At 53.1% G+C, this 24,661-nt stretch carries 18 protein-coding genes, 2 tRNA genes and 1 pseudogene; 8 read left to right on the top strand and 13 right to left on the bottom strand.

Annotated features, from left to right (window positions below):
• The 4 genes from IKB43_11820 to IKB43_11805 form a co-directional block, all read right to left on the bottom strand.
• Window positions 1–688: thymidylate synthase (locus IKB43_11820; GenBank protein ID MBR2470812.1), on the bottom strand; the 688-nt coding region annotated here is incomplete at its 3' end.
• Between the two features lie 150 nt (window positions 689–838).
• Window positions 839–1,708, bottom strand: a complete 870-nt coding sequence (locus tag IKB43_11815; GenBank protein MBR2470811.1) for a hypothetical protein — start codon at window positions 1,706–1,708, stop codon at window positions 839–841.
• 115 nt (window positions 1,709–1,823) lie between these two features.
• The gene (locus IKB43_11810) at window positions 1,824–5,252 is read right to left on the bottom strand and encodes an MFS transporter (GenBank protein MBR2470810.1); all 3,429 of its coding nucleotides are present in this window, start codon (window positions 5,250–5,252) and stop codon (window positions 1,824–1,826) included.
• Window positions 5,253–5,382: 130 nt separating this feature from the next.
• The gene (locus IKB43_11805; protein MBR2470809.1) at window positions 5,383–6,750 is read right to left on the bottom strand and encodes an aminopeptidase P N-terminal domain-containing protein; all 1,368 of its coding nucleotides are present in this window, start codon (window positions 6,748–6,750) and stop codon (window positions 5,383–5,385) included.
• A gap of 80 nt (window positions 6,751–6,830) precedes the next feature.
• Between IKB43_11805 and IKB43_11800 the strand changes: the two genes are divergently transcribed.
• The 6 genes from IKB43_11800 to IKB43_11775 all read left to right on the top strand — a co-directional run bounded on the left by IKB43_11800 (window position 6,831) and on the right by IKB43_11775 (window position 10,799).
• Entirely contained in the window at window positions 6,831–7,124 is a 294-nt protein-coding gene (locus tag IKB43_11800; GenBank protein MBR2470808.1) for a hypothetical protein, read from the top strand.
• A 41-nt stretch (window positions 7,125–7,165) separates the two neighbouring features.
• Entirely contained in the window at window positions 7,166–8,071 is a 906-nt protein-coding gene (locus IKB43_11795) for a PhoH family protein (protein ID MBR2470807.1), read from the top strand.
• Entirely contained in the window at window positions 8,068–10,362 is a 2,295-nt protein-coding gene (locus tag IKB43_11790) for an HDIG domain-containing protein (GenBank protein ID MBR2470806.1), read from the top strand. Before IKB43_11795 ends, IKB43_11790 begins: the two co-directional genes overlap by 4 nt.
• A gap of 67 nt (window positions 10,363–10,429) precedes the next feature.
• Window positions 10,430–10,618 (top strand): hypothetical protein, encoded by a 189-nt coding sequence (locus IKB43_11785; protein MBR2470805.1) that lies wholly within the window; start codon window positions 10,430–10,432, stop codon window positions 10,616–10,618.
• A gap of 7 nt (window positions 10,619–10,625) precedes the next feature.
• A tRNA-Val gene (locus IKB43_11780) sits at window positions 10,626–10,700 on the top strand.
• Between the two features lie 23 nt (window positions 10,701–10,723).
• Window positions 10,724–10,799 (top strand) — tRNA-Asp (locus IKB43_11775).
• 129 nt (window positions 10,800–10,928) lie between these two features.
• Here IKB43_11775 and IKB43_11770 read toward each other — a convergent pair.
• Both IKB43_11770 and IKB43_11765 read right to left on the bottom strand, forming a co-directional pair.
• Window positions 10,929–14,105: pseudogene (locus IKB43_11770) on the bottom strand (carbohydrate-binding protein).
• Between the two features lie 103 nt (window positions 14,106–14,208).
• Window positions 14,209–14,943 (bottom strand): thioredoxin domain-containing protein, encoded by a 735-nt coding sequence (locus IKB43_11765; protein ID MBR2470804.1) that lies wholly within the window; start codon window positions 14,941–14,943, stop codon window positions 14,209–14,211.
• Window positions 14,944–15,185: 242 nt separating this feature from the next.
• Between IKB43_11765 and IKB43_11760 the strand changes: the two genes are divergently transcribed.
• Together IKB43_11760 and IKB43_11755 are read left to right on the top strand one after the other, a co-directional pair.
• Window positions 15,186–16,430, top strand: a complete 1,245-nt coding sequence (locus IKB43_11760) for a hypothetical protein (GenBank protein MBR2470803.1) — start codon at window positions 15,186–15,188, stop codon at window positions 16,428–16,430.
• 60 nt (window positions 16,431–16,490) lie between these two features.
• Window positions 16,491–17,585: a hypothetical protein gene (locus tag IKB43_11755; protein MBR2470802.1), complete on the top strand. Its 1,095-nt coding sequence runs from the start codon at window positions 16,491–16,493 to the stop codon at window positions 17,583–17,585.
• An 85-nt stretch (window positions 17,586–17,670) separates the two neighbouring features.
• Here the strand turns inward: IKB43_11755 and IKB43_11750 are convergent, their stop codons facing one another.
• The 7 genes from IKB43_11750 to IKB43_11720 all read right to left on the bottom strand — a co-directional run bounded on the left by IKB43_11750 (window position 17,671) and on the right by IKB43_11720 (window position 24,642).
• Entirely contained in the window at window positions 17,671–18,597 is a 927-nt protein-coding gene (locus IKB43_11750; protein MBR2470801.1) for a tetratricopeptide repeat protein, read from the bottom strand.
• A 57-nt stretch (window positions 18,598–18,654) separates the two neighbouring features.
• A complete protein-coding gene (locus IKB43_11745; protein MBR2470800.1) occupies window positions 18,655–19,239 on the bottom strand; it encodes an OmpA family protein in 585 nt (194 codons plus the stop codon).
• Window positions 19,236–20,543, bottom strand: a complete 1,308-nt coding sequence (locus IKB43_11740; GenBank protein ID MBR2470799.1) for a PD40 domain-containing protein — start codon at window positions 20,541–20,543, stop codon at window positions 19,236–19,238. The genes IKB43_11745 and IKB43_11740 overlap by 4 nt, the downstream gene beginning before the upstream one ends.
• A 159-nt stretch (window positions 20,544–20,702) precedes the next feature.
• Window positions 20,703–21,416 carry a TonB C-terminal domain-containing protein gene (locus tag IKB43_11735; protein MBR2470798.1) on the bottom strand — a complete coding sequence of 238 codons (714 nt, stop codon included), beginning with the start codon at window positions 21,414–21,416 and terminating at the stop codon, window positions 20,703–20,705.
• Complete coding sequence (locus IKB43_11730; GenBank protein MBR2470797.1) at window positions 21,413–21,820, bottom strand: biopolymer transporter ExbD; 408 nt, start codon at window positions 21,818–21,820, stop codon at window positions 21,413–21,415. The genes IKB43_11735 and IKB43_11730 overlap by 4 nt, the downstream gene beginning before the upstream one ends.
• A 9-nt stretch (window positions 21,821–21,829) precedes the next feature.
• Window positions 21,830–22,522: a MotA/TolQ/ExbB proton channel family protein gene (locus IKB43_11725; GenBank protein ID MBR2470796.1), complete on the bottom strand. Its 693-nt coding sequence runs from the start codon at window positions 22,520–22,522 to the stop codon at window positions 21,830–21,832.
• A gap of 95 nt (window positions 22,523–22,617) precedes the next feature.
• Window positions 22,618–24,642: an Ig-like domain-containing protein gene (locus tag IKB43_11720; GenBank protein ID MBR2470795.1), complete on the bottom strand. Its 2,025-nt coding sequence runs from the start codon at window positions 24,640–24,642 to the stop codon at window positions 22,618–22,620.
• Between the last annotated feature and the right edge of the window lie 19 nt (window positions 24,643–24,661).

Genomic DNA, 24,661 nt, shown 5'->3' with positions numbered 1-24,661 from the left:
GCGTGCGGGAAAGCTGTTCCTTGGCCTGGTCAAAATGGTTGCTGTACAGGTGGAGGTCACCGAAGGTGTGCACGAACTCGGCTGCCTCGTAACCGCAGACCTGGGCAAGCATCATGGTCAACAGGGAATAGGACGCAATGTTGAAGGGCACGCCCAAGAACATGTCGGCGCTCCTCTGATAAAGCTGACAACTGAGCTTGCGCTTGCCGGACTCCCCTACACCGCCCACATAGAACTGGAAAAGGCAATGGCAAGGCGGCAGGGCCATCTTGTTCACTTCGGCCACGTTCCAGGCGCACACCAAATGACGCCTGGAATCGGGATTGTTCTTGAGGCTGTCAATCAAGTTCTGGATCTGGTCGATGTGACCTCCGTCGGGAGTAGGCCAGCTGCGCCACTGGTGGCCGTAAACAGGGCCAAGGTCGCCGTTCTCGTCGGCCCATTCGTCCCAGATGGTCACCTTGTTGTCGTGAAGGTACTTGATGTTGGTATCTCCCTTCAAGAACCACAGCAGTTCGTGAATGATGCTGCGCAAGTGGAGTTTCTTGGTGGTAAGGCAGGGGAATCCCTTGGAAAGGTCGTAACGGTTCTGGCGGCCAAAAACGGAACGAGTCCCCGTACCCGTGCGGTCGGAACGGTCCACACCATTGTCCATGATATCTTTCAACAAGTCTAGGTACTGCTGCATAAAATCCTTTTATTTTGCCAGGCGGCCAATTTCTCCCTGTACAGCCAACAGATTCCCACATTCGCGGGAACGGCAAGGTTAAAACGCCCCCTGTAAAAGCGTTCTATACCAAAGTATAAAAAAACTGCACTGGGTCCCGGACGAGTCCGGCTATCGCGGTGTATTTTTTAGGTTCGGGGCAAACTTGAAGCATTCCCTGTTCTTGGGAAGCACACTGAAAAATTTCAGTTCCTTCGATATAAAGCCTTCGGCTTTCGCATTCACCCTCCAACGGGTGCCCATGGGGCATTTTTCAAGAGTCACCTTGGATTCGGCAGCAATGTAGCCGCGTCCAACCCTAAAGGTGTAGTAATCCCCGTTCACAAGGGTGTCAAGCCCTAGCTGCCGCGCCGTACCGAGAGACTTATTCTTGCTAAAGTAAGCGCGCTGGGTCGTCATGTAGCCTTGCACCTGCGTATCCAGTTCCTGCAGGGCCAGGCCCTGCTCCTGAGCGCTAGATACCAACATACAGCCGCGGATACCAAAAACGGCCAGTACAACGGCAACAATTACCCCTGTCGCGATTCCAAGCCTTTTAAGGGCCGCAGGACTCATGGACAATTGATCGACGGAAGCTCCGTCTTCCCCATCGACAGGTTGCCACTTCAAGAGTTTCAGGGCCACCAGCACATGCCCCGACTGCCTCGGCAAGGCAAGTCCCACCAGGGCAATGACGAAAAGCACAACGCTCAGCACCAGAAGCAAGGTCAGGGCGGTCTCTACCGTAGGAATCAGTCCCTTCAGTTCGTTCAGCATCGAAAGGAGCTTCTTGTCTTCGGCAAAGTTGTTGGCAGCAAAGCGCCCCGTAAAGTTACCGTAGCGTGCAAAGGCCAGGTCCAGAATTTCTTGGGCCATGGTCATGGCTATGGACAAGATACGCTGGACCAACAGGCAGAACATTCCCGCTACGGCCACTACGGCCGACACCAGCCGAACAGTCCGTATAGGAGTAAAGCCTTTTTCAATGTTGCCTTCGCTCATATCAGTTTCGAGTTACGGGTTATGAGTTGCGAGTTATGAGTTTTGATACTTTAGACAGGAGCTTCTAGAAACCAGCACACTGATAACCGACAACTGAGCACCACACATTACACACTTATTTAATCCCTGCCAGTTCTTTCGCGAGCTTCTTCGCTCCGGTAAAGTCCGCCTTGCCGGTCCCAAGCTTCGGCACCTTTTCCACCGGGAAAGCCAGGGCCGGAAGCATGATGGGCGGGAATCCGCTGGCGCGAAGTTCCGAAAGCACCTGCTTCGGGTCCTTATCGCCCTGATAGAGCAGCACAATCTTTTCGCCCTTGGCGGAATCGGGAACCGTAGTCACCAGGTAGTCGCAGCCTTCCAGCACCGGAGTGTCCTGAATCTTCTTCTCGACAGCTCCAAGACTAACCATCTCGCCGCCAAGTTTGGCGAAGCGGCTGTAACGGTCCACGATGGTGAGGAACCCGTCCTCGTCCAGATAACCCTTGTCGCCCGTGCGGTAATAGCGAATACCGTTGATATTCACGATGACGCTCTTGGTACGTTCGTCATCCTTCAGGTAGCCCTGCATCACCTGGCAGCCGCCAATGAGAATCATGCCAGCCTCTCCCGTGGGGAGCGGTTCGTTGGTCTCGGGGTCCACAATCAGGAACTGGGTTCCAGGGAGTGCCGGACCAACGGTACCGGGCTTGTTGTTCACCTGCATGGTCATGTAGTCGTTCAGCAGGGTGTTTTCTGTATTGACCGACGCCACAGGGGCGGTCTCGGTACAACCGTAACCTTCGTAAATTTCCTTACCGAACTTGAGGCGGAATGCCGTAGCCAGTTCAGGCCGCAAGGCTTCGGCACCTGCGATGATGATACGCACATACTTGAACACCAAGGGGTGTACATAGCGGCTCACGGTAAAGGCCCGCAAGAAGGTGGGGGTCGCCACCATGCAGGTCACGCGGAAGCGGGAGCACACGCGGGCCATGGTCTTCACGTCGGTGGGGTCCGCCACCGCCACAATGGGGCAGCCTTCCGTCAGGTTCAAGAGCGTGGTCACCGTCAGGCCGAAACTGTGGAACAGCGGAAGCTCCGAAAGCATCACGTCGCCGCGGCTCACGTTCAGAATACAGGCCAACTGCTGGATATTGCCCATCAGGTTGCGGTGCGAAAGGAGCACGCCCTTCGGGGTTCCTTCGGAGCCGGAACTGAACACGATGACGGCGGTATCGTCGATACGGGTACGCTTGCAGAACACAAAGCGGATAAGCCATGCGGGCATAATCATGCAAAGCACCAGGAGGGCCGCAATCTTCACCTTGGGGATTTCCTTCATCAGGTCTTCGGCATAGAGGATGCGAACCTTGTCAGAGGCCACCTGAGAATAATCGTTTCCCCTACCCTTCAACTTTTCTACGAACTGGCGGCTAGAAATCACGGTAGTCACGTCGGCCTTTTCGCAGCAGTATTTCACGTTATCTACAGAAGATGTGTAGTTCAGGTTCACGTTGGTCTTGCCCATGACCCAGAGAACCAAGTTCACGATGACACCCGCAGGACTTGGCGGGAGCATGATACCGATGTTCTGTTCCTGCTTGCCCAACTTCTTTTTCAAGAGCCCGCGGAAGGCCATAACCGCTCCCATGAGCTTGTATCCTGAGAAGTGACCGCCATCGGTATTGTAGATGGCAGGACCGTTTTTCACGTACTTCTTGCAAGTGTTAATCCAGGAGGCGGCAATGGGACGCACAAACTTAACAGCATACTGCCAAGCTTCAATTGAAATCTTGCGGACAATGGCACGAACCTCGTTAGGCGGAGTCTTTGCAGAAATGGGTTCGCCAAAGGCCACCGTCACGGAACGGTCTGATGAAGCACCGTACATATCGGAGCCGCTGTAACTGTAGTTAGAACCCCAAAGGCCCTGGATATAGAACGGGAGCAACACGGCATCGGTCCCTTCCACCGCCTTGGAGTAATCCAGATTAAACGGTTCCACATGGGGGGACTTGGAAACCTCACCCGTAGGGAACATGACCACGGCCTTGCCCGCCAAAAGGGCCTCGTGGATTTTTTCCATGGCTTCTTCGGGGTGGCGGTTGTCGATGCGAATCATTCCCAAGCGCTTCAAGATTGCCCGCAAGTACCACCTTTCAAAGTGGTCCTTGTTGCTGGCAATGCAGAGCGGTCGGGGGCTTGCCATCTGGAGCATGGCCCAGTCGATAAAGCTATGGTGGTTACCCACCATGAGCACCGGGCCCGCATTGGGAATGTTGCCCACATTCAAAACCCGAATCTTGTGACGGCTGAACACCAGGCGCAAGAGAGAGCGGAGCAAAGCCTGGGGCAGGTTCGTGATAGTCCAAGCGAATACGCAAAGAGAAATGACACCCAGTCCCACGAAGTAGAGCTGCGGACGGATATGGGTGTAATGCACCATCACCGAATAAAGCACAAGGAAAATACCAAGGATTACCGCCTGTATCAAGTTCGCAAGGGCAATGACCCAGCCCGAGTTGTTTGGGCGAGTATTGTACTGCAAAAGGGCGTTCACGGGCACAAGGAAAATACCACCGAAGAACCCCACCAGCACATAAATCACGGATAGGGCCGCGGGGTGAACCATAAAGGGAATCAGGAGCATGCAGAGGGACGCCCCAATCATGCCCAGGGGGATAAAGCCCGTCTCGATAAAGTCCTTGGAGTTCCTGGCCGCAAAGATGGAGCCCACCATCAGGCCCCCGATGGCAAAGGGAATATAGTTCTGGATCATGTTCACCGTCTCGGAACCGGATACATCCTGGAACAAAAGGGTAAACACCTGAGCCATGGCCCAGAACATGGAAAGGGCGATTATGGTCGCGCGCAGGGGACGCTGGCGCCAGCCCAGGCTAAACCTGCGTCGGGCGGTGGTAAAACTAACGTTGGGGTCGGCATACTTGACCTTCGGGATCAAGAAACTCGCCACGGTACCAAGCACGCTCACCCCCACCAGAATCCAGGGAATCACCACTGATTTGGAGATAATCCTGCCCACGGCCTCGTACTTGGCAAGGCTACCCAGGTCAATAAGGTTCACGCCCACAATGGCAAGCCAGCTGGCAGCGATGATACCGCTCAGGGAGAATATCTGCAAGAAGGCGTTGGCATAGCTCAGGTTCCGGACGCCGAACATCTCTTTCAGCACGGCGTACTTGGCTGCACTATGGACCGCAAAGCCTGTAGAAAGGCCTATGCAGAGCCAGAACGCTACACGGGGAACACCGCAGGTCACCAGCACCGCCATGGCTATGACGAATGCCGTCATAAAGAGAGACGACCAGGCCAGCACCCTGTTCTTGGAAAACTTGTTGGAGAAAAGCCCTGCCGCCCACACGAAAACCACATAGGGGGCGATAAAGAAGATCTGCAGCATCAGGCTCTGCCAGTTCTGGCCGCCCTCCACCCCGGCAAAGGAGCCGGACAGAATCTTCTGGGCGTAAATGAACACACCCATCTGGACAAACGTTACCGCAAGGATAGAAAGAAAGAATCGGATCGCTCCGCTATATTTCCACATTTTGGACCTTCGTAAAAATTTGAAGGTAAAGATAGTAATTAGGGGCTAGGATTTAGGGGCTAGGATCTAGGGGTTAGGGGTTCGAGGCCCGAGGTTCGAGGCACGGGGTCTTTTTCTTGGGGCAAGAAACCTATCCCTGCATCAGTCGCTCAATCTCCACGATTTCTTTCGGGATTTTTTTGGAAATGTTCAAAAAGCCCGTTTTCGTAATCAGCAGGTCGTCCTCGATGCGGATACCGATCTTTTCGCGGTAGCGCCGGCCGTTGAAGACCCCCTCGAATTCACCGTATAGTCCCGGCTCGCAAGAAATCAACATACCGGGTTCCAGCACCGTGTCCAAAGAACGGGAACCTGGGTCGCCATCGTGAATGTGCTCACCGATAAAATGGCTCACTCCATGAGGTCTCTTGTCATAACACAACTTGAACTTGCCCTTGTGAGCTTTTACCAATCGGGACTCCAGCTCATTCATAACAAATTCCCAAGGAATCTGGCCTATTTCTTTCAGGCTTACCCCCGGCTTCACGAATTTCTGATAAACTAATGCCGAATCCAAAACAATCTGGTACAGCAGGGCCTGCAAGGGGTTGAACTTCCCGTTCAAGGGAATTGTTCTGGAAATGTCGCTATGAAGGGTCCCGTAACGCACGCCAAAATCCAAGAGAATCATCCGCCCCGACTTCAGAGGCTCATCGTTTTTCACGTAGTGCAGGCAGCAGGCGTTTTCTCCGGAGGCGGCAATGGTCGGAAACGCCAGGTCACCGTCGCTTCGGCGCTGCATCTCGTAATTCAGGTACAGGAATAGCTCCCGCTCGTTCTTGAAGGATTTCACCCGCGGGAGCAGGTTGCGGAAAGCCTTCTCCGTAATGGACTGGGCCCTCTTGGCGTCGGCGATGCGCTCCGGTCCCAACGGAAGCCTCTCTGCAAAGTGTATCGGCGAGCAGGTCTTCACCTTCATCCCCTGCCGGCCAAGGACCTTCGCCACCTGGTCTTTCAGTCTGTCGTTATGGTCTCCCCGAACCTTTTCGAAGTAATAGACGTAACCGAAACCCCTGGACCGGTATTTTTTCGCCATGGATTCCACAAAGGGCAAAAAATCCAGGGCATCACGGACATCGGCAATGCCTGTAACTCTAGATACATCGTCGCTTCCAGGTTCGACACCAAGCCGTTTTCCGTTCCAGAACTCTCGGAAAAGGTCCTTTTCGGGCACAAAGAGCACAGGCTTTTTCGCCTTGGGGTCCAGCACCAGGTAGCACCCCGGCTGGTTCACCCCCGTAAGGAACAAGAACGCCGGATCCTGGACAAATCGGGTCCAGGTTTCCGTAAAGGCTTCTTCGGCCCCAGGCTCCCTGGGCATCCCTCCAAAAATACAGAAGGAATCCAGTTTTTCCATCATCTGGGCGCGCCTCTGGGCATATAAGGCACAAGAATCGTAATCCGGCGAAGAAATGAATACCTGGGAATAGGATTTTCGCAAAATTTCGGCATTTTTCATATGGATTTCACTTTTTTACAACTTTTTTGCCGTAAATAATATACATTTTACGCAACACAGACTAGAATGGAGCCTGAATAATGTCATTTTTGAAAAATTGGAAACTGATCCTCGCCTCTCTGTCCCTTGCCCTCTTCACCGCTTGCGCCGGCTCTTCCGGCGGTGGCAGCGACGAAGGTGGCGCCGAAGGAGGTGCAGCCGGCGGTGCTAGTGGAAAGGCCGCCGTCCAGAAAGAAAAGATCGACGAAAACAAACTGAAGAAGACCGAAGACGAAGCCATGGCCATGACCGAAGAAAACCATAAGCTCCGTAAGGAAATCTTCGACGCCAAGAACAAGTTGGGCATTCCGGTGGAACGTCCCGACGCCGAGTAGGTCATTTGGAACATTACTCCATCTCTGATAACCTGAAACGGATGATTTCAGGAGAGAACGAAACGGTTTTCCGCTTATTGGAAGGCCGTTTTTGTGTTGAGATACAGACCAGACTCCCGGGGCTCAACTTGAAGCCCAAGGACGGTGCAGACCTACAAGGCCTGCTGACGGTCCTGGACCAGCTGAAAATCGCCGCAAAACACGGGGAATCCTTTACCGCCAAGCAGGTGGAGCGCCTTCTCGGGAAATCGTCGTCTGCCGTACAGGAATTCGACCTTGGCGCAGCCCCCATCATCCGGAACCGGTTCGGCATATCCATTGGCCCCAAGACGCCCTCCCAGGCAGAACTGGTAAAGGCCGTCGAAAAGAACGACGTCATTTTCGCCAAGGGCCCCGCCGGTACGGGCAAGACGTTTCTTGCGGTAGCTCTGGCCGTCGCAAGCCTCGAACGCAACGAGGCCGAACGGATATGCCTAGTCCGGCCTGCCGTAGAAGCGGGAGAATCCCTCGGGTTCTTACCCGGTGACCTGAAAGAAAAAATCGCCCCTTACCTGCGCCCTATCCACGACAGCCTCTCCGAGCTGCTACCTCCAGAAAAGCTCCGTCGGTACGAAGAAACCGGAGCCATCGAAGTGGCCCCCCTCGCCTACATGCGTGGACGCACCCTCAAACGCGCCTTTATCATTCTGGACGAAGCCCAGAACACCACGATTCCCCAGATGAAGATGTTCCTTACCAGACTCGGGCCCCACAGCAAGGCCATCATTACCGGAGACACCTCCCAGGTGGACCTGGCCCAGGGGCAAAAGTCCGGACTGGAACACGCCATGACCATCTTGAACGGAATCAGGGGCATCGCCCAAGTTGAATTTACCGCCACCGATGTTTTACGGCATCCCCTGGTGAAAGACATATTGTCCGCCTACGAGCAAAAGGACTCCAAATGAAAAAGAAGAAGAAAAAACTCCATCTTTTCCTTGGCTGCGTGTTGGTCGCGGCTATCGCCATATTCCTGTTCCCCGACAAGAATATCGCCATGCAGGCGGACCACCCCCACCTGGGCCAGCTCAGTACCCGCACCATCATCTCCCCCATCAATTTCGACATTCCCAAGTCCAAGCAAGAAATTGAGGCTGAACGCCAGCGTGCCGAAGAAAAGGTCAACGCCATTTTCGAGTACAACTCCGACGAAACCAACCGCATCAGTGAAGACCTGAAGCAGTACCTTCACAAGCTCGCCCAGTACGGCAGCCTGCAAGCCCAGATTAGCAATGCCCCCGGCAACTCAAGCCCAGAAGCAGCAGACACCCTGCAGATGAAAGTGCAGCAGGCTTCCCGGGTCTATGAGGTATTAAAGCAAAGGCTTTCCATTACCGCCATCAAGCCCCTGAGTCAAAATTCAAAGGCCAGAGATTCCGTACTTTCTGTATTCAACCAGATGCTCAGGCGCGGCGTTTCCAACACCCTTCTCGCCAAAACCGAGACCGAACTTAAGTTGTTCATGGAATCCTACAATGTCCAAGAAATCAAGCACCTGATTTACAACAAGACCACCGTGGCCATGATTCGCGATAGCGAGGAAACCACCCTGGAAACAACCTCTATTCAACCCCTGCAGCGCCGTATCGACGAAGCCTTCGCTCAACTGCAACGGGCTTTCCCCAGCGACCAAGGCCTGCAGAGCGCTTTTTACGAAGTGCTCTACGTGTTCTCGCTGCCTAACGTATTCTACCTAGAAAAGGAAACGGCCGCCCGCAAGGCTTCCGCCCGGGACAAGGTGACTCTCATCAAGGGTATGGTTCCCCGTGGCATGGAAATCGTAAAGCAGGGCGACCCCATCACCAAGGACATCTTGGAAAAGATGGAAGCCCTGCAGCAAGCCCAGCAAAAAGAAGAAAACCAGAGAACCCTGACGGCTCCCTTTGGCCAGTCCATCATCCTCGCCCTCATCATCATCGCCTTTTTCTTCTATTTCTTCTACAACGAAACGGTACGCAAGTTCAAGAGCCCGAGGCAGCTCTGGAGCCTTGTTCTCCTGGCCATTATCCAGCTGGTGAGTTTCTGGGCCGTGCACTACCTGTCCAACTCCCTGAACAGGCCCGAAGCCATGGTACTCCCCGAAGGGGTTGACTTTATGTGGCTCTATCCCTTCGCCTTTACCCCGGTCATTGCCACCGTTCTTTTTAACTACGGACTGGGCATCGCCTTCTCCGTGCTGTCTTCCCTGATATTCGGCATCCTCAACGGCTACGACCTGGCGGCTACCATTGCCGTGTTTGCGGTCTTGATTATTTCGCTCGTTCCGTTGGTAAAAATCCGCTACCGGGTGCAGTTCATCTACGCTATTTTCGTGGGCATCCTTTCCATGGCGGCATCCATCAGTATCATGTTCCTGCTACGTAACCGCATGAGTTTCGAAGCCTTCTACCAGACTCTTATTGCCGCAAGCGCGAACTTTGCCGTATGTATCGCTATCGCGTCGGCATTCTTTGTGCACTTGATGGAACGTATCTTCGGCATCACTACGGTACTTACCCTCATGGAAATGTCCGACTTCAACCGTCCGGCCTTAAAGCGCATTTCGGAACTTGCTCCTGGCACTTTCCACCACAGCATCCAGGTGTCGAACCTGGCCGAAAAAGTGGCCGAAAGTATCGAGGCCAATTCCTTGCTGGTCCGCGTCATGGCGTTGTACCACGACATCGGCAAGACCATGCGTCCGGAATTTTTCACCGAAAACCAGAAACAGGGAATCAACCCTCATAACTCCCTGGATCCATCCCAGTCGGTCAAGATTATCATCGGGCACGTGACCCAGGGTTATGCCCTTGCCCAGGAATACAAGATTCCCGAACTGGTGGCGGCAGGTATCTCCGAACACCACGGCACCACCACCATCCAGTATTTCTACCACAAGGCTCTTGAAGCAGCCAAGGAAGACCCCACAAAGGTCGTAAAACAAGAGGATTTCCAGTACAAGGGACCCAAACCCCAGAGCAAGGAAACGGCTATTCTCATGCTGGCCGACATCATCGAGGCTACCAGCCGTTCCATGTCCAACATGGATTCCGAAGCCCTGCAAGAAATGATCCACAATACCATCCAGGGCCGTTTCAACGAGGGGCAGTTCAGCGAATGTAACCTGTCTGTCCGCGAACTGTTCAAGCTGGAACAGGCGTTCCTCCGCAGCCTGGACGGCACCTACCACACCCGAGTGAAATACCCCGGCCAGAAGTAGGAATCTCCCTTGACATTCGGCTTTTTTATGCTATATTTGCGCAGTCACTTTAAGGTTGTGTAAGACGATGAACAAGAAAAATTTCATTTTGATTGCTATCGGAATCTTGCTCCTGGTAATCGGCTTCTTCTGCCTCCAGCAGGGTCCTGCCGACAATCCGGTCAGCCTTACGGTCGCACCTCTTATCCTGGTTCTTGCCTACGTGGTGGTCATTCCTCTCGGAATCCTCTTCGGCGGTAAAAAGCAGGACAAGTAACCCTTTCGGGCGATTAGCTCAGTTGGTTCAGAGCGTCTGCCTTACAAGCAGAATGTCAGCGGTTCGAATCCGTTATCGCCCACTACCGAAAATCGGAAACGATTTGGGGTGGTAGCTCAATTTTGGTTAGAGCACCGGCCTGTCACGCCGGAGGTTGCGAGTTCAAGCCTCGTCTATCCCGCGAAGACCCTCTCGAAAGAGAGGGTCTTTTGTTTTTTACACCCTGCAGGACAAACGAAAAACCCCGGCAGAGCCGGGGCTTTTCGTTGCTAGGAGATCCCCGACCAAGTCGGGGATGACATTCCGTCAATTACTCGATGGTAATGAGGGTGATGGTCCTCTTACCCACCTTGATGGGCTTGGACACGTCTACGCCCTTCTTGGCCTTCTTGGACGGGTCGTTGGCCCAGCCTTCCTTGAGCTTTTCGGAGCTGCGGTCCAGAGTCTGGACAGTAGCCTTGCCGGAGAAACCAGGGATAGAGAGCTTCAGCTCGTAGTCGCTGTAGGGGTTCTTGTTGATTACCAACAGGGACTTCTTCTTGCCGTTCTCGGTGTAGTAGGTGGTGATGAGAGATTCCTTGTCACCGGAGATTTCAGTCTTGAGGAGCTTGCCGCGGAGAGCGTCGGAAGCCATCTGGAAAGCCCAGTAGCTCGGGCGCGGGCAGTTCATGCACTCTTCGGCAGAACGGGTCAGGTAACCGTAGTCACCGCCTTCCGGAGTGATGTCGTTGTGGATATCCCAGTACTGTGCGTTGTCCACATTTTCGGTGGCAAGCATAGCCAGATAGTCAGCAACGAACAGGCCGTTCTCGAGAGAAATGGTCTGCGGACCGGGGTTGAAGTCCACGGAGTTCCATTCCGTGAGCCAGAGTTCGAACTTCTGCTTCTTGTTGAAGTGCTTGGTCCACTTGTCCACCAGCTTGTGGAGGCGGCTATAGATAGGCACCAGGTCCTGCGGAGCAGAGAGCATGGCGAAGTCGTTTTCTTCACCATAGTGCTGCGGGTAGTGGTGAACAATGATACCGTCGGCAATGTCGCCGGTTTCACGAAGCACGTTGTCGTTCCATTCGCCATCCAGCACGCCGAGCACGGCCACCTTGATAGTGGGATCGACCTTCTTCATGGCTTCAATGAACTTGCGAGCGCGCTTACCATAGATGGTACCGCCGTCCTTACCGTACTTTTCGTAGTAGGGGTGCCAGTTACCGTAGACTTCGTTACCGATTTCCCAGTACTTGATGCCGGCCTTCTTGTCAACGTTGGTGTGCTTCACCCAGGCTGCGGCTTCCTGTTCGGTACCAGAACCGAAGTTCACCGTGAACATAGCGTTAGAGCCGGTCTTCTTCAACCAGGCGAGGAATTCGTCGGTGTCCACCATCCAGTCGTGGTTGTCGAGGATTTCCTTCCAGTGGTCGTCATCGGCACGGAGACCGCCCGGATAACGGATGATGCCGTGGTTGATGCGCTTGGCATATTCAGCCGTCTGCACCTTGAACTTGGGGTTGTCCAACATGTCGCCATCCCAGAGGGCGGCGTTGATACCGAAGAGGCCGCCAGAGATGTTGGGGTTCACCACATCGCCGGTACCCTTGACTTCAACCTTCACGAGAGCCGGACGGTCAGCAGCCTTAACTTCCTTCTGGTTGGTGAGTTTGATGTTGTCGATTTCGAAGTTACCATTAGAACCTTCTCCACCCGGTTTGAAGTCGAGAGAGACAACGCCCTTCAGGTCGAACACACCGTTTTCCTTGGCGGTAGGCGGCTGGTAGTAGGGGAACTTGGAGAAGGCACGGAAGGGCACAATCACAGTGGTGCGTCCACGAGGCACACCGGTGTTGGCCACGAAGAGTTCGTTGCCGGCGTCACCAATCTGCACGGTGATGGACTGCCATGCACGTTCGGAATAAACGTCGAACATAATGCCCCAGTGCTTGGTCCAGTCGCGATCGGCGGCAGAGCGCTTGCTCTTGACCATGTCGAACACGATGTCCACCCAGTCGGACATTTCGAAATGCTTCACGTTGAGGGAATTGCCGTCAAGCTTGGAGGTCTTGAAAGGCACTTCCACTTCGACCTTGGACTTCGGGCCCTTGGAGGGTTCCCACACATCACCCTTGAACTTGTCTTCGAAGTCGGTGATGATCATGTCCTTCTCCTTGGAGTTCCAGTTATCCCACTTGATATCCGGGTCGACCCAGTCGATATTCTCGGTGAAGGTAATCTGGTCCACAAAGATGGTCACAGGAGCGGGCTTGCCCGGTTCGCCTTGGTTTTCGCCCTTGCCTACAGAGAAGCGGATTTACTGAATCTTGTTCCACTGGATATCCTTAGCGACTTCGGCCTGCTTGTTGGCGTCCCAAGCCTTACCCTTGTCACCAAACTTCTTCAGAGGAATCTTCACCAGTTTCCAACCAGTACCCACCTTGGCGCCTTCAATCCAGTCGTTCAGGCTAATCTTGGTCTGGCTCTTGATGTCGTTGCCCTGGTTGTCCAGAAGACCCACATAGACCTTCTCGCCGCCGAGCTTACCCTTGATCCAGAAATAGAGACCGCCCTTGTTGCGAACCTTGGACAGGTCGGCATACTTGCCTTCGCCCATGGAGTAGGTCACACCGGACCAGTCATTGTTGTCGATGTACAGGGCAAGCACATTGGGGTTGCCCGCCGTCTTGGACTTGGCTTCACGTTGGGCAGAAAGACCACCGTAGCTGTAGCTGAAGCCCTTCAGGTTGTTGTCGTAGAAGGTGACAAGAGCCTTGGCCTTGCCATCCAGCTTTTCGGGATTCTTCGGGCCGTCGATGACGTCTTCGTTTTCATCCCAGTAGACAATCTTGGCCTTGGGCTTGGCCTTCTTGTTGCCCTTCACGATTTCGATGTTGTCCACCCAGATTTCGAAATCCTTGGCGCCGCTCTTGTCGATAGAGAAACGGATTTCAGCAATCTTGTCCCAGTCAATACGGGCCGGAAATTCAGACTTGCGGGTGTTGTCCCAGTAGAGACCACGGTCCGGGAAGTCCACCAGAGGAATGGAGACTTTCTTCCAGTCCGTCGTGACGGCGCCGCCCTCGATGTACTTGTTCATGGGGAGCACAACTTGAGTCTTCTTGCCATCGCCCACTTCGTCATCCAAGAGGCCAACCTTCACAGATTCGCCACCCTTCTTGCCCTTGATCATGAACTCGATCTTGGAGTCCAGCATGTACTTGTTCAAATCAAAGAACTCGTTATACAAGCAGATAGAGGCACCCGAATACTCGCTGGGGTCCAGCTTGATATTCAAGGCAGACTTAGACTTGTAACCACCATCTTTGGTAATGGTAACGCCCTTGCTAGAACCACCGTAGGCATAGTCAAAGCCACCCTGACGATATTGGTCGTCAAAGAACTTGTAAACTACCAAACGAGGCGGTTTGGGCTGAGCCATCGCTGCCGTCGTCAAAAGCCCAAGCAGGGCTATCGAGGCGACCTTCAGAGTTTGCTTCATCATATATCGCATCCTTATGTTGTTGATTTTTGTTTAAAATTAAACTTTTCCTACAGAAACACGAAGTTTCCGCCTAATCTTTGTGTGTACGGCCGAAACCAGCGGCTTACTTAGCCTCTTTCAGCATCTTTTCCACCAGTTCCTTGCTGAAGCGGTCCTGGCGCTTGCCGTTGATGTAGAAGTTAGGCGTACCCTGAACCCCGACTTCAACCCCCAGTTTGAAGTCCTTGTCGATACGAGCCTGCATGGCGGAGTCGAGAACCATGTCCTTCTTGAACTGTTCCACGTTCAGGCCCACCTGCTTGGCGATTTCAACAAAGATGGAATCGCCCAGTTCGCGGCTGTGGGGAGCGAGGGCATAACGGAATTCCCAGAACTTGCCCTGCTTGTGGGCGGCGATAGAAGCAGCCGCTGCAGCCGGAGCGTTGGCGTGGAAGCTCAGGGGGAAATGCTTATAGACGAACTTGATCTTGTCACCGTACTTTTCGTTCAGTTCCTTCATAGTAGGAGCGATACGGCTGCAGTACGGGCACTGGAATTCGGTAAATTCAACAATCGTGAGCTTCGGGTTCTTGGTGTTGCCAAAGACCGGGCTGTCTTCGTCGGGAATGTCCCAGACCTTGTTGTCCGCTTCCATCTCGGCACGGGCCTGTTCCAGGGAGATTCCGCGCTTGTCGAGGGCGTACTTGATGATTTCAAATTCTTCCTTGACCTGCTTGAAATCCTTTTCCAGGGAGTCCAGCTTGGCCTGCTGGTTGAAGGAGGATCCGGCGGAGGCCTGGTTGCAAGCCACGAGGCTTGCGAAGAAGATTGCCATAGCAACGAGAGAGAGACGTTTCATAGATGTCCTTTTATCAGTTAAAAACAAGCAGATTCCTATCTGCATCTTGCGAGAATATACAATAAAATGAGTCCATCTTTGGGATTCGTTTTTTGATTTGGCCTTTTACCGCACTTTGTAAACAAAAAGAAACGACTTCAAACCCCTAACCCCTAGATCCTAGACAAATATGCGCGCATGGGTCTTTCTCTCCCCTAGATCCTAGCCCCTAGTTCCTAGCCCCTATTTACTACATTTGCGCCATGGTTCTGAACATCATCTGGCTCTTTTTCTTTCTGAGCGCCTTCGTGGCCTGCATGGTCCAGTGGCTCGCCTTCGGTGACTCAGGCATTTTCAACAAGGCCATCCTCGGTGCATTCGACATGTCGAAAACGGCATTCGAAATCGCTATCGGCCTTACGGGCATACTCTCCCTGTGGCTCGGCATCATGAAAATCGGCGAAAAGGCGGGAGCAGTGCAAATTCTCGCGAAAATCGTCTCTCCCCTGTTCAGCCGCCTGTTCCCCGAAATCCCCAAAGGCCACCCCGTGGTAGGCACTATGCTCATGAACATCAGCGCCAACATGCTGGGCCTGGACAACGCCGCCACTCCCATGGGCCTCCAGGCCATGAAGCAACTGCAAGAAATCAATCCCAACGAAGACAAGACCGTTGCCAGCAACTCCCAGATTATGTTCCTGGTACTAAACGCCAGCGGCCTTACGCTCATCCCTGTGAGCATCATGACCTACCGCGCCCAGCTGGGTGCCGCAAACCCAAGCGATGTATTCTTGCCCCTTTTGCTTTCTACCTTCTTCAGCACCATTGCGGGCATTATCGCCCTGAGCTTTTTCCAGAAGGTGAAACTCAAGGACCCCATCACCGTAGCCTGGCTCGGAGGCGGCGTTGCCGTCGTGGTCGCCATCATGGTATATTTCAGCCGCCTTACGGCAGAAGCCATCGGCACCACCAGCCTTTTTATCAGCGGATTTGTGCTGTTCGGAATCATTGTCGCCTTCTTGGGGCTTGCCATCTACAAAAAGGTCCAGGCCTACGAAGCCTTCGTGGAAGGGGCCAAGGACGGATTCCATACCGCCGTAATGATTATCCCGAACTTGGTGGCCATCCTCGTGGGCGTGGCCGTATTCCGTGCCAGCGGAGCCATGGACCTGCTCATGAACGGAATTTCGTGGGTACTCGGTTTATTCGGAGCCGGCAACGATGTAGTGCCGGCACTGCCCACCGCCCTAATGAAGCCCTTGAGCGGAAGCGGTGCCCGCGGTATGATGATTGACGCCATGAAGAGCATGGGTCCCGACAGTTTTGCCGGACGCCTTAGCTGTATGTTCCAAGGTGCGGCCGACACCACATTCTATATCATCGCCGTTTACTTCGGCTCTGTAGGTGTGAAAAAGACCCGCCATGCCGTCACCTGCGCCCTGATTGCCGATGCAGCTGGCGTAATTGCCGCTATCGCCATCGCCTACCTGTTCTTCCCGCCGGTTTAACAAGTTTTTTCCTAATAAAAAGCTATCTTTACCGCCGAAAATCAATAGGAGTAGTATCTTATGAAGTACGGTATCTTAAGTGCAGCCATTCTTGCGACAGGTGTTGCCGCCTACGCCGCAGATGCAGCAAGCGTCACCGACAACATGACCCTCAAGGGAAATGTGCAGACCCAGGTCACCAAGTCCATCAACGACCACGACAACAATTTCAGCAGCGGCTGGATTCGCGCCAACGTGGGCGGACAATACAAGAGCGACAACCTGGACGGAACCATCATGCTCCGCATTTTCGCCCCGGAATTCGGCAACAAGAACGTAACGAATGTAGCCACCGACGAAAATGGCAACGCCAAGGCCACCAAGTCCGCACAAGACAAGATCCTCGCCGACCTCTATTGGGCAAACTACAAGTGGAAAGTCACAGACATCGACCAGGTGAACCTGAAAATCGGCCGCTGGAAAACGGACTGGTCCCAGTCCACCCACTACGGTACCTATATCGACAAGGACCTGACCAAGCGCGGTCTCTGGATGCGCGATTACAGCCACAACGCCATCGAACTTGGCTGGAAGCACCAGAACAACCAGCTGAACGCCATGCTCGCTACTAAAGACGGCAACGCCAACCAGGGCTACCTCCGTGTAGAAGACGACATGAAGTTCACCTTCCCGTTAGAAGTCAAGGCAGCCTACCGCGGAAACCTCATTGACGTGGTGCAAAACACCGCCTACCTCACCCACCGTGTTGCCGCCTACGCGAGCTACTCCATTATCCCGAACCTGCGCCTCTACGGTGAATACGCCTGCATCTACACCCAGGATGATGACATCAACACCAAGGCTCATAACTATATCGCTCCCGAATCCAAGTATTTCCAGCCGGGCATCTACTACCAGCCCACCTACGTTGGCCTGGAGCTCCCCGTCCGTTTGGTCCCCGTGATGAACGTGTTGCTTTCTAACCTGATGGTAGAAGGCGAATACATCAACGACAGGCAGATTATGGCAGACAGCAAGGCCGAAATGGATGACTGGGCATGGACGGTGGCCCTGGTCCGTAACATCGGCAAGTCCAAGCTGCAGTTCAGCGTCTATAGCGAAAACGAAGTCAGCGACGTGGGTCTCGCCTTCCGCCTGACCAGTACGATTAAATAATCAAAGTATAAAGTAAAAGAAAGGGCGAGCCATCTGACTCGCCTTTTTTATTTCGTCATGGCGGCCACCAATCCGCCATCTAGAATCACGGAGCAGGCGCTGGTGCAGCAGGCTGAGCTTCCGTCGCAGGTGCGGCAGCTTCAGGGCCATTCGAAGGCTCAGCGGCCTTGGGGCCGGCCTGAGTTTCCTGTTCCAGAATTTCTTGCAGAATCTCTGCCGCCTGTTCGAACTCTCCCGAAGTAGAGCAAGTTTTGCTGTTCAGGATTTTCTGCAGGTACTGCTTCTGCATATCGATGTTGCCTTCGGTGCTGTAAATAGCCGCCAGCTTGAACATGGTGGTGCAGACCTTCTGGCCTTCGGGGAAAGCGTCCGCAAGGCTCGTAAACACCTTCTTCGCCTTTTCCACCTGGTTGGCGTCAATCAGGCACAACGCCATCCAGTACAGGGAATTCTCCCCTAGCTCGCCGGTCTTCATCTGTTCGTAGACCTGCTTGAAACCGGCGTAGGCCAGCTTGTATTCACCGCGATGGTAGTCGGAACGGGCCGTATTGAACATGGCTTCGGCTTCCACCAGTTTTTCGGCTTCACGCTCCAGGCTGTCCATAGAAATGGGAGCCGCAGGAGCGCCACTGACCACAACCTTCTTGGCCAGAATCTTGTCGCTCTTGCCCAGCAGCATGTCCAAACGGTAGATGATTTCTTCTTGCCTGGAATCGTTCCTTTCCGATTCGTCACCCATACGGCGCGACAGCATGGTGACTTCGGCCATCATGCGCTTTTGCACCAGGGCAGAAGCATCCAGTTGCGCCTTCAGGCTATCCATCTCCGCACGCAGGGAATCGTTCTCTGCAGAAAGTTTCAGCACGGCAGAATCCAGACCCTGCTGCATACCCGTCTGCACATCGCTACCCACAGCCTTCATCTCCTCGGTACGGAGCATGGTGATCTTGGAGCACCCGACAAGCGCAAACGCAATCGATACTATTCCAATAGCAAGTTTTTTCATGTTCAACCGCTTTATTTTTCTACGACAATTCTTAATTCCGAAATCCGAATTCCGAATTAAAAACTACTGCTTGATATTCACGCGGAAGTTGGCACGGCGGTTCTGGGAATAAGCTTCCTCAGTTTCGCCCTGAGCCTTCGGAGCTTCCTTACCGTAACTCACCGATTCCATACGGCTATTTTCGATACCGTAAGCGGCCAAGAATTCCTTCACCTTCATGGCGCGCTTTGCACCCAAAGTAAAGTTATAATCTTCTGTACCGCGGGCATCGGTGTGGCCTTCGATGGTAATGGTGAAGCGCTTTTCCTTCAGCAACAGTTCGCCCACCTGTGCCAAAAGTTCCTTGGCCTTTTCGGTGAGTTCCGAGCGGTCAAAGTCAAAGTAAACGTCTTCGGACATAATCTGGTTGATAAGCGCTTCCAAGCGGGCGCGTTCTGCTTCAAGCCGTTCCGCTTCCAGGCGGGCCTGTTCGGCGGCCAGGGAATCAGCCTGGGCCTGAGTCATGGCAGCGCTTGCGGAATCCTGGGCGGCAGCGGCAGGAGCGGCTTCGGCAGCAGGGTCGGTCTGGGGTTGCTGCTTCTTGGCACACGCCACCAAGGCAAGGCAGGCAGCGCTAGAAATCAATGCAATCTTGACGATGTTTTTCATTTGGATCCTTCTTTAGGTTGTGGTTTATTTTCATCGTAGAACCAGGACCATGTAGGCGCAGTGTTCTCGCCGGCCTGGGTAATGCGGGTCACGTTGCTTCCGTCTTTCCGCATAATATAAATCTGGTACGTGCCGCTCCGGTTGCTAGAAAAGGCAATGAGCTTGCCATCCGGCGACCAGGAGGGATGTTCGTTGTTACCTGCGTTGTTGGTGAGCTGCACAATGTCGCTACCATCCAGAGCGCAGGTGTAAATGTTCATCTTGCCGTTGTCCATGGAGGTGTAGGCAATGCGGTCGCCTTCGGGGGACCAGCTGGCGCGTTCATTGTAGCGGCCCATGAAGGTCACCCGACGCAAGTCGCTTCCGTCCTTGCCCATCACAAAAATCTGGGGGCCACCGCCACGATCGCTGGTGAACAACACCTCGGTAGCATACGGGCTCCAGGCAGGGCTGGTCTGATTGCTCTTCAGGTAGGCAAACTTGCGGGCCTTGCCCGTCTCCATGTTGCCAAGATACAGGTCCGTCTTGCCGTCCTTAGAAGAGGAGAACAAAAGTTCCCCGTTCACGGGATTCACCGCAGGGCTGTAAGTCTGGTCGAACTGTTCGAACAGGGGTTTTTCGGGCCTGCCAAAGTTCTTGGTGTAAAGCCTCGGACGGTTGGTCTTGAAGTTCACGTACACAAGGCCCTTGTTACCGCGGGTCCACACCGGCATCATGCTGATGGTAGAATCCCTGGTAATCTGGGAGCGGTGGAATCCATCGTAGTCGGACACCACCACCTGCTTCACGCCGTCAATCTTCGAAACGTATGCAATGCGGGTGCTGGCCACGCCACGCTCACCCCACAGCTGGTAAATCACCTTGTCAAAAAAGGCATGCATAGCCCGACGAAGTTCCTTCTGGGGCACCGTATAGCGTTCTCCCAAAAGGAGCGTCTTGGACTGGGACACATACAGGTAGCAATCCACGGCAAGGCGGCCATCGCTAGTGGGTTCCACCTTACCCGTCATGTAATGTTTCGCCTTGGAACGGCTGAACAGGGCCAAGTTGAACTTTTCAGAAGCCACCACGTCAAAGCGTCCCGAAAGGTTCGCATCGCGAGTCAAAATCTGGTGAGGTCTTTCTTCAATCCAATCTATACCCGGTTTTTCTTCAAAGGGAACAATGCCTATGGGCGTAGTCTTGAAAACAGAAATTCCCACATCTACGGCAATAGTATCGATAGAGGCAAACACTCCCTGCGGGAAAACACAGGCCAAGGCAAGGACAAGCCCCCAAACAAACCTTTTCAAATTTTCTCTCATTCTTAAAAACACTCTTTCTCAATTATAGAAAACAAAAAACATTATTCAGCTGTTTACATCATTCGTCATGGCGGGCTAGAACCGCCATCTAGTTTTTTCCATTCCTGATTCCGGCTCAAGGCCGGAATGACGTTCAATTACTTTCAACAACATACAAAATCAGTTAGGCGTAAAGTTGAAATTCAGTACCAAATTCGGAGCTCGGTAATTGAAGGGCAACTCCGGCACCTTGGAAATCTGGATAGCACGCACCGACAGGTGATCCCAGGCCTTGTTGCCTGAAGACTTCTTGAGAATCACCGCCGAAATTTTTCCGAATCGGTCCACCGTAAACTGCACTGTGGTCTTGGCATCGCGGCCCACCTTCAAATCCTTGGGAGGTCTGAAATTGCTCATGATAATCTTCTTGAGCTGTTCCAGGTACACCTGCATCAGGGGGTCCATGTCCACAGAACCCACAGGATCAAGACTCGGGGCTTCAAGCGCCACAGGCAAGTCCATGTCGTCTACCGGGAAATCATCCACCGGTTCCGGCGTGGGCTCGGGCGGTTTCGGATCTTCGTCTACCACCTCCGGCTTTTCCTTGGGCTCGGGCTTTATTTCCGGCGGCAACCGCTTGTTGACCTTGGGTTTGGGCTTTGGCTTTGGTGGTGGGGGCTGCGTCTTGGGCGGCGCAGGCGGCGCGGGCTCGGACACCTGCACCATTTCGAACACGGGAATCTGCTCCGGCTCGGGCTTCAAGTTCACGTAATGGAAAGCGATACAGATTCCCACGATGGTCAGGTGGAACACCACGGCGCACACGATAATCTTCACCAATGTAGAATCTACATCGGAGGAAAAATACTGTATCCTGTCCTGGAACTTCTTCATTTACCCGGAGTTTCTTTGGGGTTCATGGTCAAGAAGCCGAGCTTTGTTACGCCCAGCTTTTGCACCTGGGTCACCACCTGCATTACTAGACCATAACGAACAGATTCGTCGGAGTTGATGACCACCGCCATCTCGCCATTCCAGAGGGACTGGAACACGCTATTGAAGCTGTCAAAATCCACCATCATGTCGGCGATGTAGATTTCGTCGTCCTTGGTGATGGACACCTTCAAAAGCTTTTCCTGTTCCATGGTAGGGGCTTCGGCCTTGGGCAGGTCCACCTTGACGCCCTGGCTCATAAGGGGAGCAGAAATAATGAACACAATCAGAATCGAGAACACGATATCAATCATGTTCGTGAGGTTCATCTCCTGCTTCAGTTCTTTTCCGCGGCTACGCTTCACCTAGGCCTCCTAGCCCGCCACTTCTTCGAGAGCCAACAGGTCGCCACGCTTAAACAAGCTCAGCACCTGGGAACCGAAGTTGAAATAAGAGATTTCGTTCTGGCCGTTACAGCTGGTAAAGTAGTTGTAGCCCGCAGAGGCAGGGATTGCCACCACAAGGCCGCCCACTGTAGTAATCAAGGCCATGGCGATACCGGGAGCCACCACGGAAAGGTCGGCAGATCCGTGCTGACCAATCTGGAAAAACGCAATCATGATTCCCCACACGGTACCGAGCAAGCCAAAGAAGGGCGCCAGGTTAGAACTGGTGGCCAAAAAGCTCAGGTACTTGTCTTCTACAAGGCGGAGCCCTTCGATAGAGCGCTGGATAGTATCTTCCAGGAGGGAGGCGCGGTGCTGAATGGAGTCATAACTCACAAAGTTACTGAACTTGGATGCTTCTTTTAACACTTCGGCTGTCAGGCGGCGCAGAGCACTGTCTTCGGCCTTTTCGCATAGTTCCTGGAGTTCCACGAACTGGGTCACTTCGTTAAACTTGCGGAAAAATTCGGCATTGGCGTGCTTGTTCTTTAAGTAAGTAATGTACTTGACGATAATGATACCCCAAGACCCCAGGGACATAACCGCCAATATGCAAAGGACAACGATGGTGGCAATGTCTGACTGCAGCACCATCTGTACAAGAGGAATGGAATTGTTCAAAACAACCTCCGTAAAACGTTACGGAGATAATATAGAAAAAAGGCCGAATCCCGAAGGATCCGACCTTTTGAAAGGCAACCTGCTAAAACAGATTATTAGAGATCGTCAATCAGGTCCTGAACGTCGTCGTTAGCAGACAGAGCGTTCTTTTGGTCAAGCTCGGTCTGACCGATCTTGGAAGCCGGAGTCCAAGTTTTACCAGCGGTTTCGCAAGCATCCTTGGTGGGGTACAGAAGATCAGAGCAAGAAGCATCAACGGAGAAGTAAGGAACGATGACAAAGTCAAAGCTCTTCACATCGGAAGCCTTGTACTTCTGGGCCTTGGTATAAGGCATGTCTACATCAGCGGCAGCGCCCATCTTGACACCATGAGTGATCGTGAAGGAGGAGCTAGGCTGGTCAGCAACCAGCACACCATTGTAGTACAGCTGGAAACCTGTAGGAGTCTTACCCTTCCAATCCGGATCAGTCTTGGAAACAGCCACCGTCAAGTCAGCAGAGTAGAAGTTGCCTCCGGTGAGGTCGGAACCCTTAGCAACAGGAGCACAAGAAGAACCATCGGTACCGCATTCATAGAGAGCGTCCAAGGTAACCTTGGCGTTCACGTTGAACATGTTGGTCTGCTTGGCATAGACATCATCATCAGCCTTTTCGAAGGTTTTGATTTCGAGAGCCTTGGCATTCTTGGCAAGAGCTTCGCCAGCAGCGTTCACCGGGAGAACAATCACGCTAATCACCTTGGGCTGCTTCTTGCTGGCCGGGAAGGCAAGGAACTTACCGTCATTGAAGAGGTTGGCAAGGTTAAGAGTAGCAGTTGTATCGGTATAGTTGTCAACAAACTTGTAGTCGGCGAAGGCATCAATATCGCCCTTGACATACACGTTGTAGCTGTCAACGCCCTTTTCAATGCCGTCCCACTTGATGGTGATGACTTCGTTATAGGTCAGGTCATCCTTACCAGCAGCAACCTTTTCGGCAGTGTAAGTACCTTCGTAGACGTAGTTAACCTTTTCGGTTTCATCCTTGTCGTCGTTCAGGTCAATCACCAGGTTCTTGACCTGGCCAGGCAGTTCCACAGAACCGGCGGTGAACTTGCGGAACTTCTTGTAGGTGATGCCGTCGATAACGACTTCGTCCTTCAGGTTCTTTGCAAGGGTAGACCACACGTCGAATTCAACGATGTACTGCTTACCGTCGGCCCATTCTCCAGAAGTGGACTTGATGGTAATGGTCTTGCCATCTTCAGAAAGGCTAACGGAAACAGAAACATCCTTCAAAACATCCGGCTTGCCATCATTGTCGGCATCAGCCGGGTCAATAACGCGCTTCACCTTGATGTACTTGGTGGTGACGGAATCCTTTTCCAGAACTTCGGTGAAGTTCAGCTTGATTTCGTCCTTAACATTGATTGCATTCAGGTTGCTGGAAACCATCTTCGGATCCAGAGAAGCAACCACGGCAGCAAGAGGATCCATTTCCTTGAGCACGCCCTTACGCTGTGCCGTTGCACCGATAGAGTCCACTTCGTAAACAACACTGTCCACAGTGAAACGTTCGCTTCTCACTTCAAAACCAATGTTGGCTGCCAGGTTCTTGAAGCTATAGAAACCGTTTTCGTCGGTCTTGGTATAGACTTCGTTGGGGTAGATTTCGGAAGAGTCCGGGTAGTCTACGTAGATGGTGGCATTGGGTGCAGGAATCCAGTTCTTGGTTTCAGGGTCAACGTAGAAGAACTGGCCCTTCACATCAACGCCAAGTTCGTACATTTCGACCTTTTCAACGTTGTCATTCACACGAGCCACGTCGTTAGACATAATGTCTTCAACGAAAACGTTGTGACGCTTCATGGCGTAGCCTTCAAGCTGGAAGTCAAAGTAAGACTGACCGATATCCACATTCTTCCATACGATTGTACCGGTGGAGTCGGTGTACTTGGTCTTGTCTTCGGTACGGTAGTAGTTGGCCACGTCTTCGAGAGGCATCCTGGTGAGGACGTCATACACGAAGAAGGTGACGGTTCCCTTTTCCTTGATTTCGTCATTGGCATCGGAAACCGCGGTGTCGCTACAAGCAGCGAGCAAGGCAGCAGCCGAGGCGAGAGTCAAGAGTTTATGTTTCATACATTCTCCTTGTGATTTG

It is taken from the genome of Fibrobacter sp. (assembly GCA_017503015.1).
Classification (GTDB): domain Bacteria; phylum Fibrobacterota; class Fibrobacteria; order Fibrobacterales; family Fibrobacteraceae; genus Fibrobacter.
Note: the sequence above shows the minus strand (reverse complement) of the source record. Positions and strands in the feature narration are given on the sequence as shown.

Bases quoted from the DNA above. Each gene is read 5' to 3' on its own strand.
- IKB43_11745 (MBR2470800.1), bottom strand. From the start codon at position 19,239: ATGAAAAACATCGTCAAGATTGCATTGATTTCTAGCGCTGCCTGCCTT.
- IKB43_11790 (MBR2470806.1), top strand. From the start codon at position 8,068: ATGAAAAAGAAGAAGAAAAAACTCCATCTTTTCCTTGGCTGCGTGTTG.
- IKB43_11800 (MBR2470808.1), top strand. From the start codon at position 6,831: ATGTCATTTTTGAAAAATTGGAAACTGATCCTCGCCTCTCTGTCCCTT.
- IKB43_11720 (MBR2470795.1), bottom strand. From the start codon at position 24,642: ATGAAACATAAACTCTTGACTCTCGCCTCGGCTGCTGCCTTGCTCGCT.
- IKB43_11805 (MBR2470809.1), bottom strand. From the start codon at position 6,750: ATGAAAAATGCCGAAATTTTGCGAAAATCCTATTCCCAGGTATTCATT.
- IKB43_11740 (MBR2470799.1), bottom strand. From the start codon at position 20,543: ATGAGAGAAAATTTGAAAAGGTTTGTTTGGGGGCTTGTCCTTGCCTTG.
- IKB43_11765 (MBR2470804.1), bottom strand. From the start codon at position 14,943: ATGAAACGTCTCTCTCTCGTTGCTATGGCAATCTTCTTCGCAAGCCTC.
- IKB43_11795 (MBR2470807.1), top strand. From the start codon at position 7,166: ATGATTTCAGGAGAGAACGAAACGGTTTTCCGCTTATTGGAAGGCCGT.
- IKB43_11755 (MBR2470802.1), top strand. From the start codon at position 16,491: ATGAAGTACGGTATCTTAAGTGCAGCCATTCTTGCGACAGGTGTTGCC.
- IKB43_11760 (MBR2470803.1), top strand. From the start codon at position 15,186: ATGGTTCTGAACATCATCTGGCTCTTTTTCTTTCTGAGCGCCTTCGTG.
- IKB43_11815 (MBR2470811.1), bottom strand. From the start codon at position 1,708: ATGAGCGAAGGCAACATTGAAAAAGGCTTTACTCCTATACGGACTGTT.
- IKB43_11810 (MBR2470810.1), bottom strand. From the start codon at position 5,252: ATGTGGAAATATAGCGGAGCGATCCGATTCTTTCTTTCTATCCTTGCG.
- IKB43_11735 (MBR2470798.1), bottom strand. From the start codon at position 21,416: ATGAAGAAGTTCCAGGACAGGATACAGTATTTTTCCTCCGATGTAGAT.
- IKB43_11785 (MBR2470805.1), top strand. From the start codon at position 10,430: ATGAACAAGAAAAATTTCATTTTGATTGCTATCGGAATCTTGCTCCTG.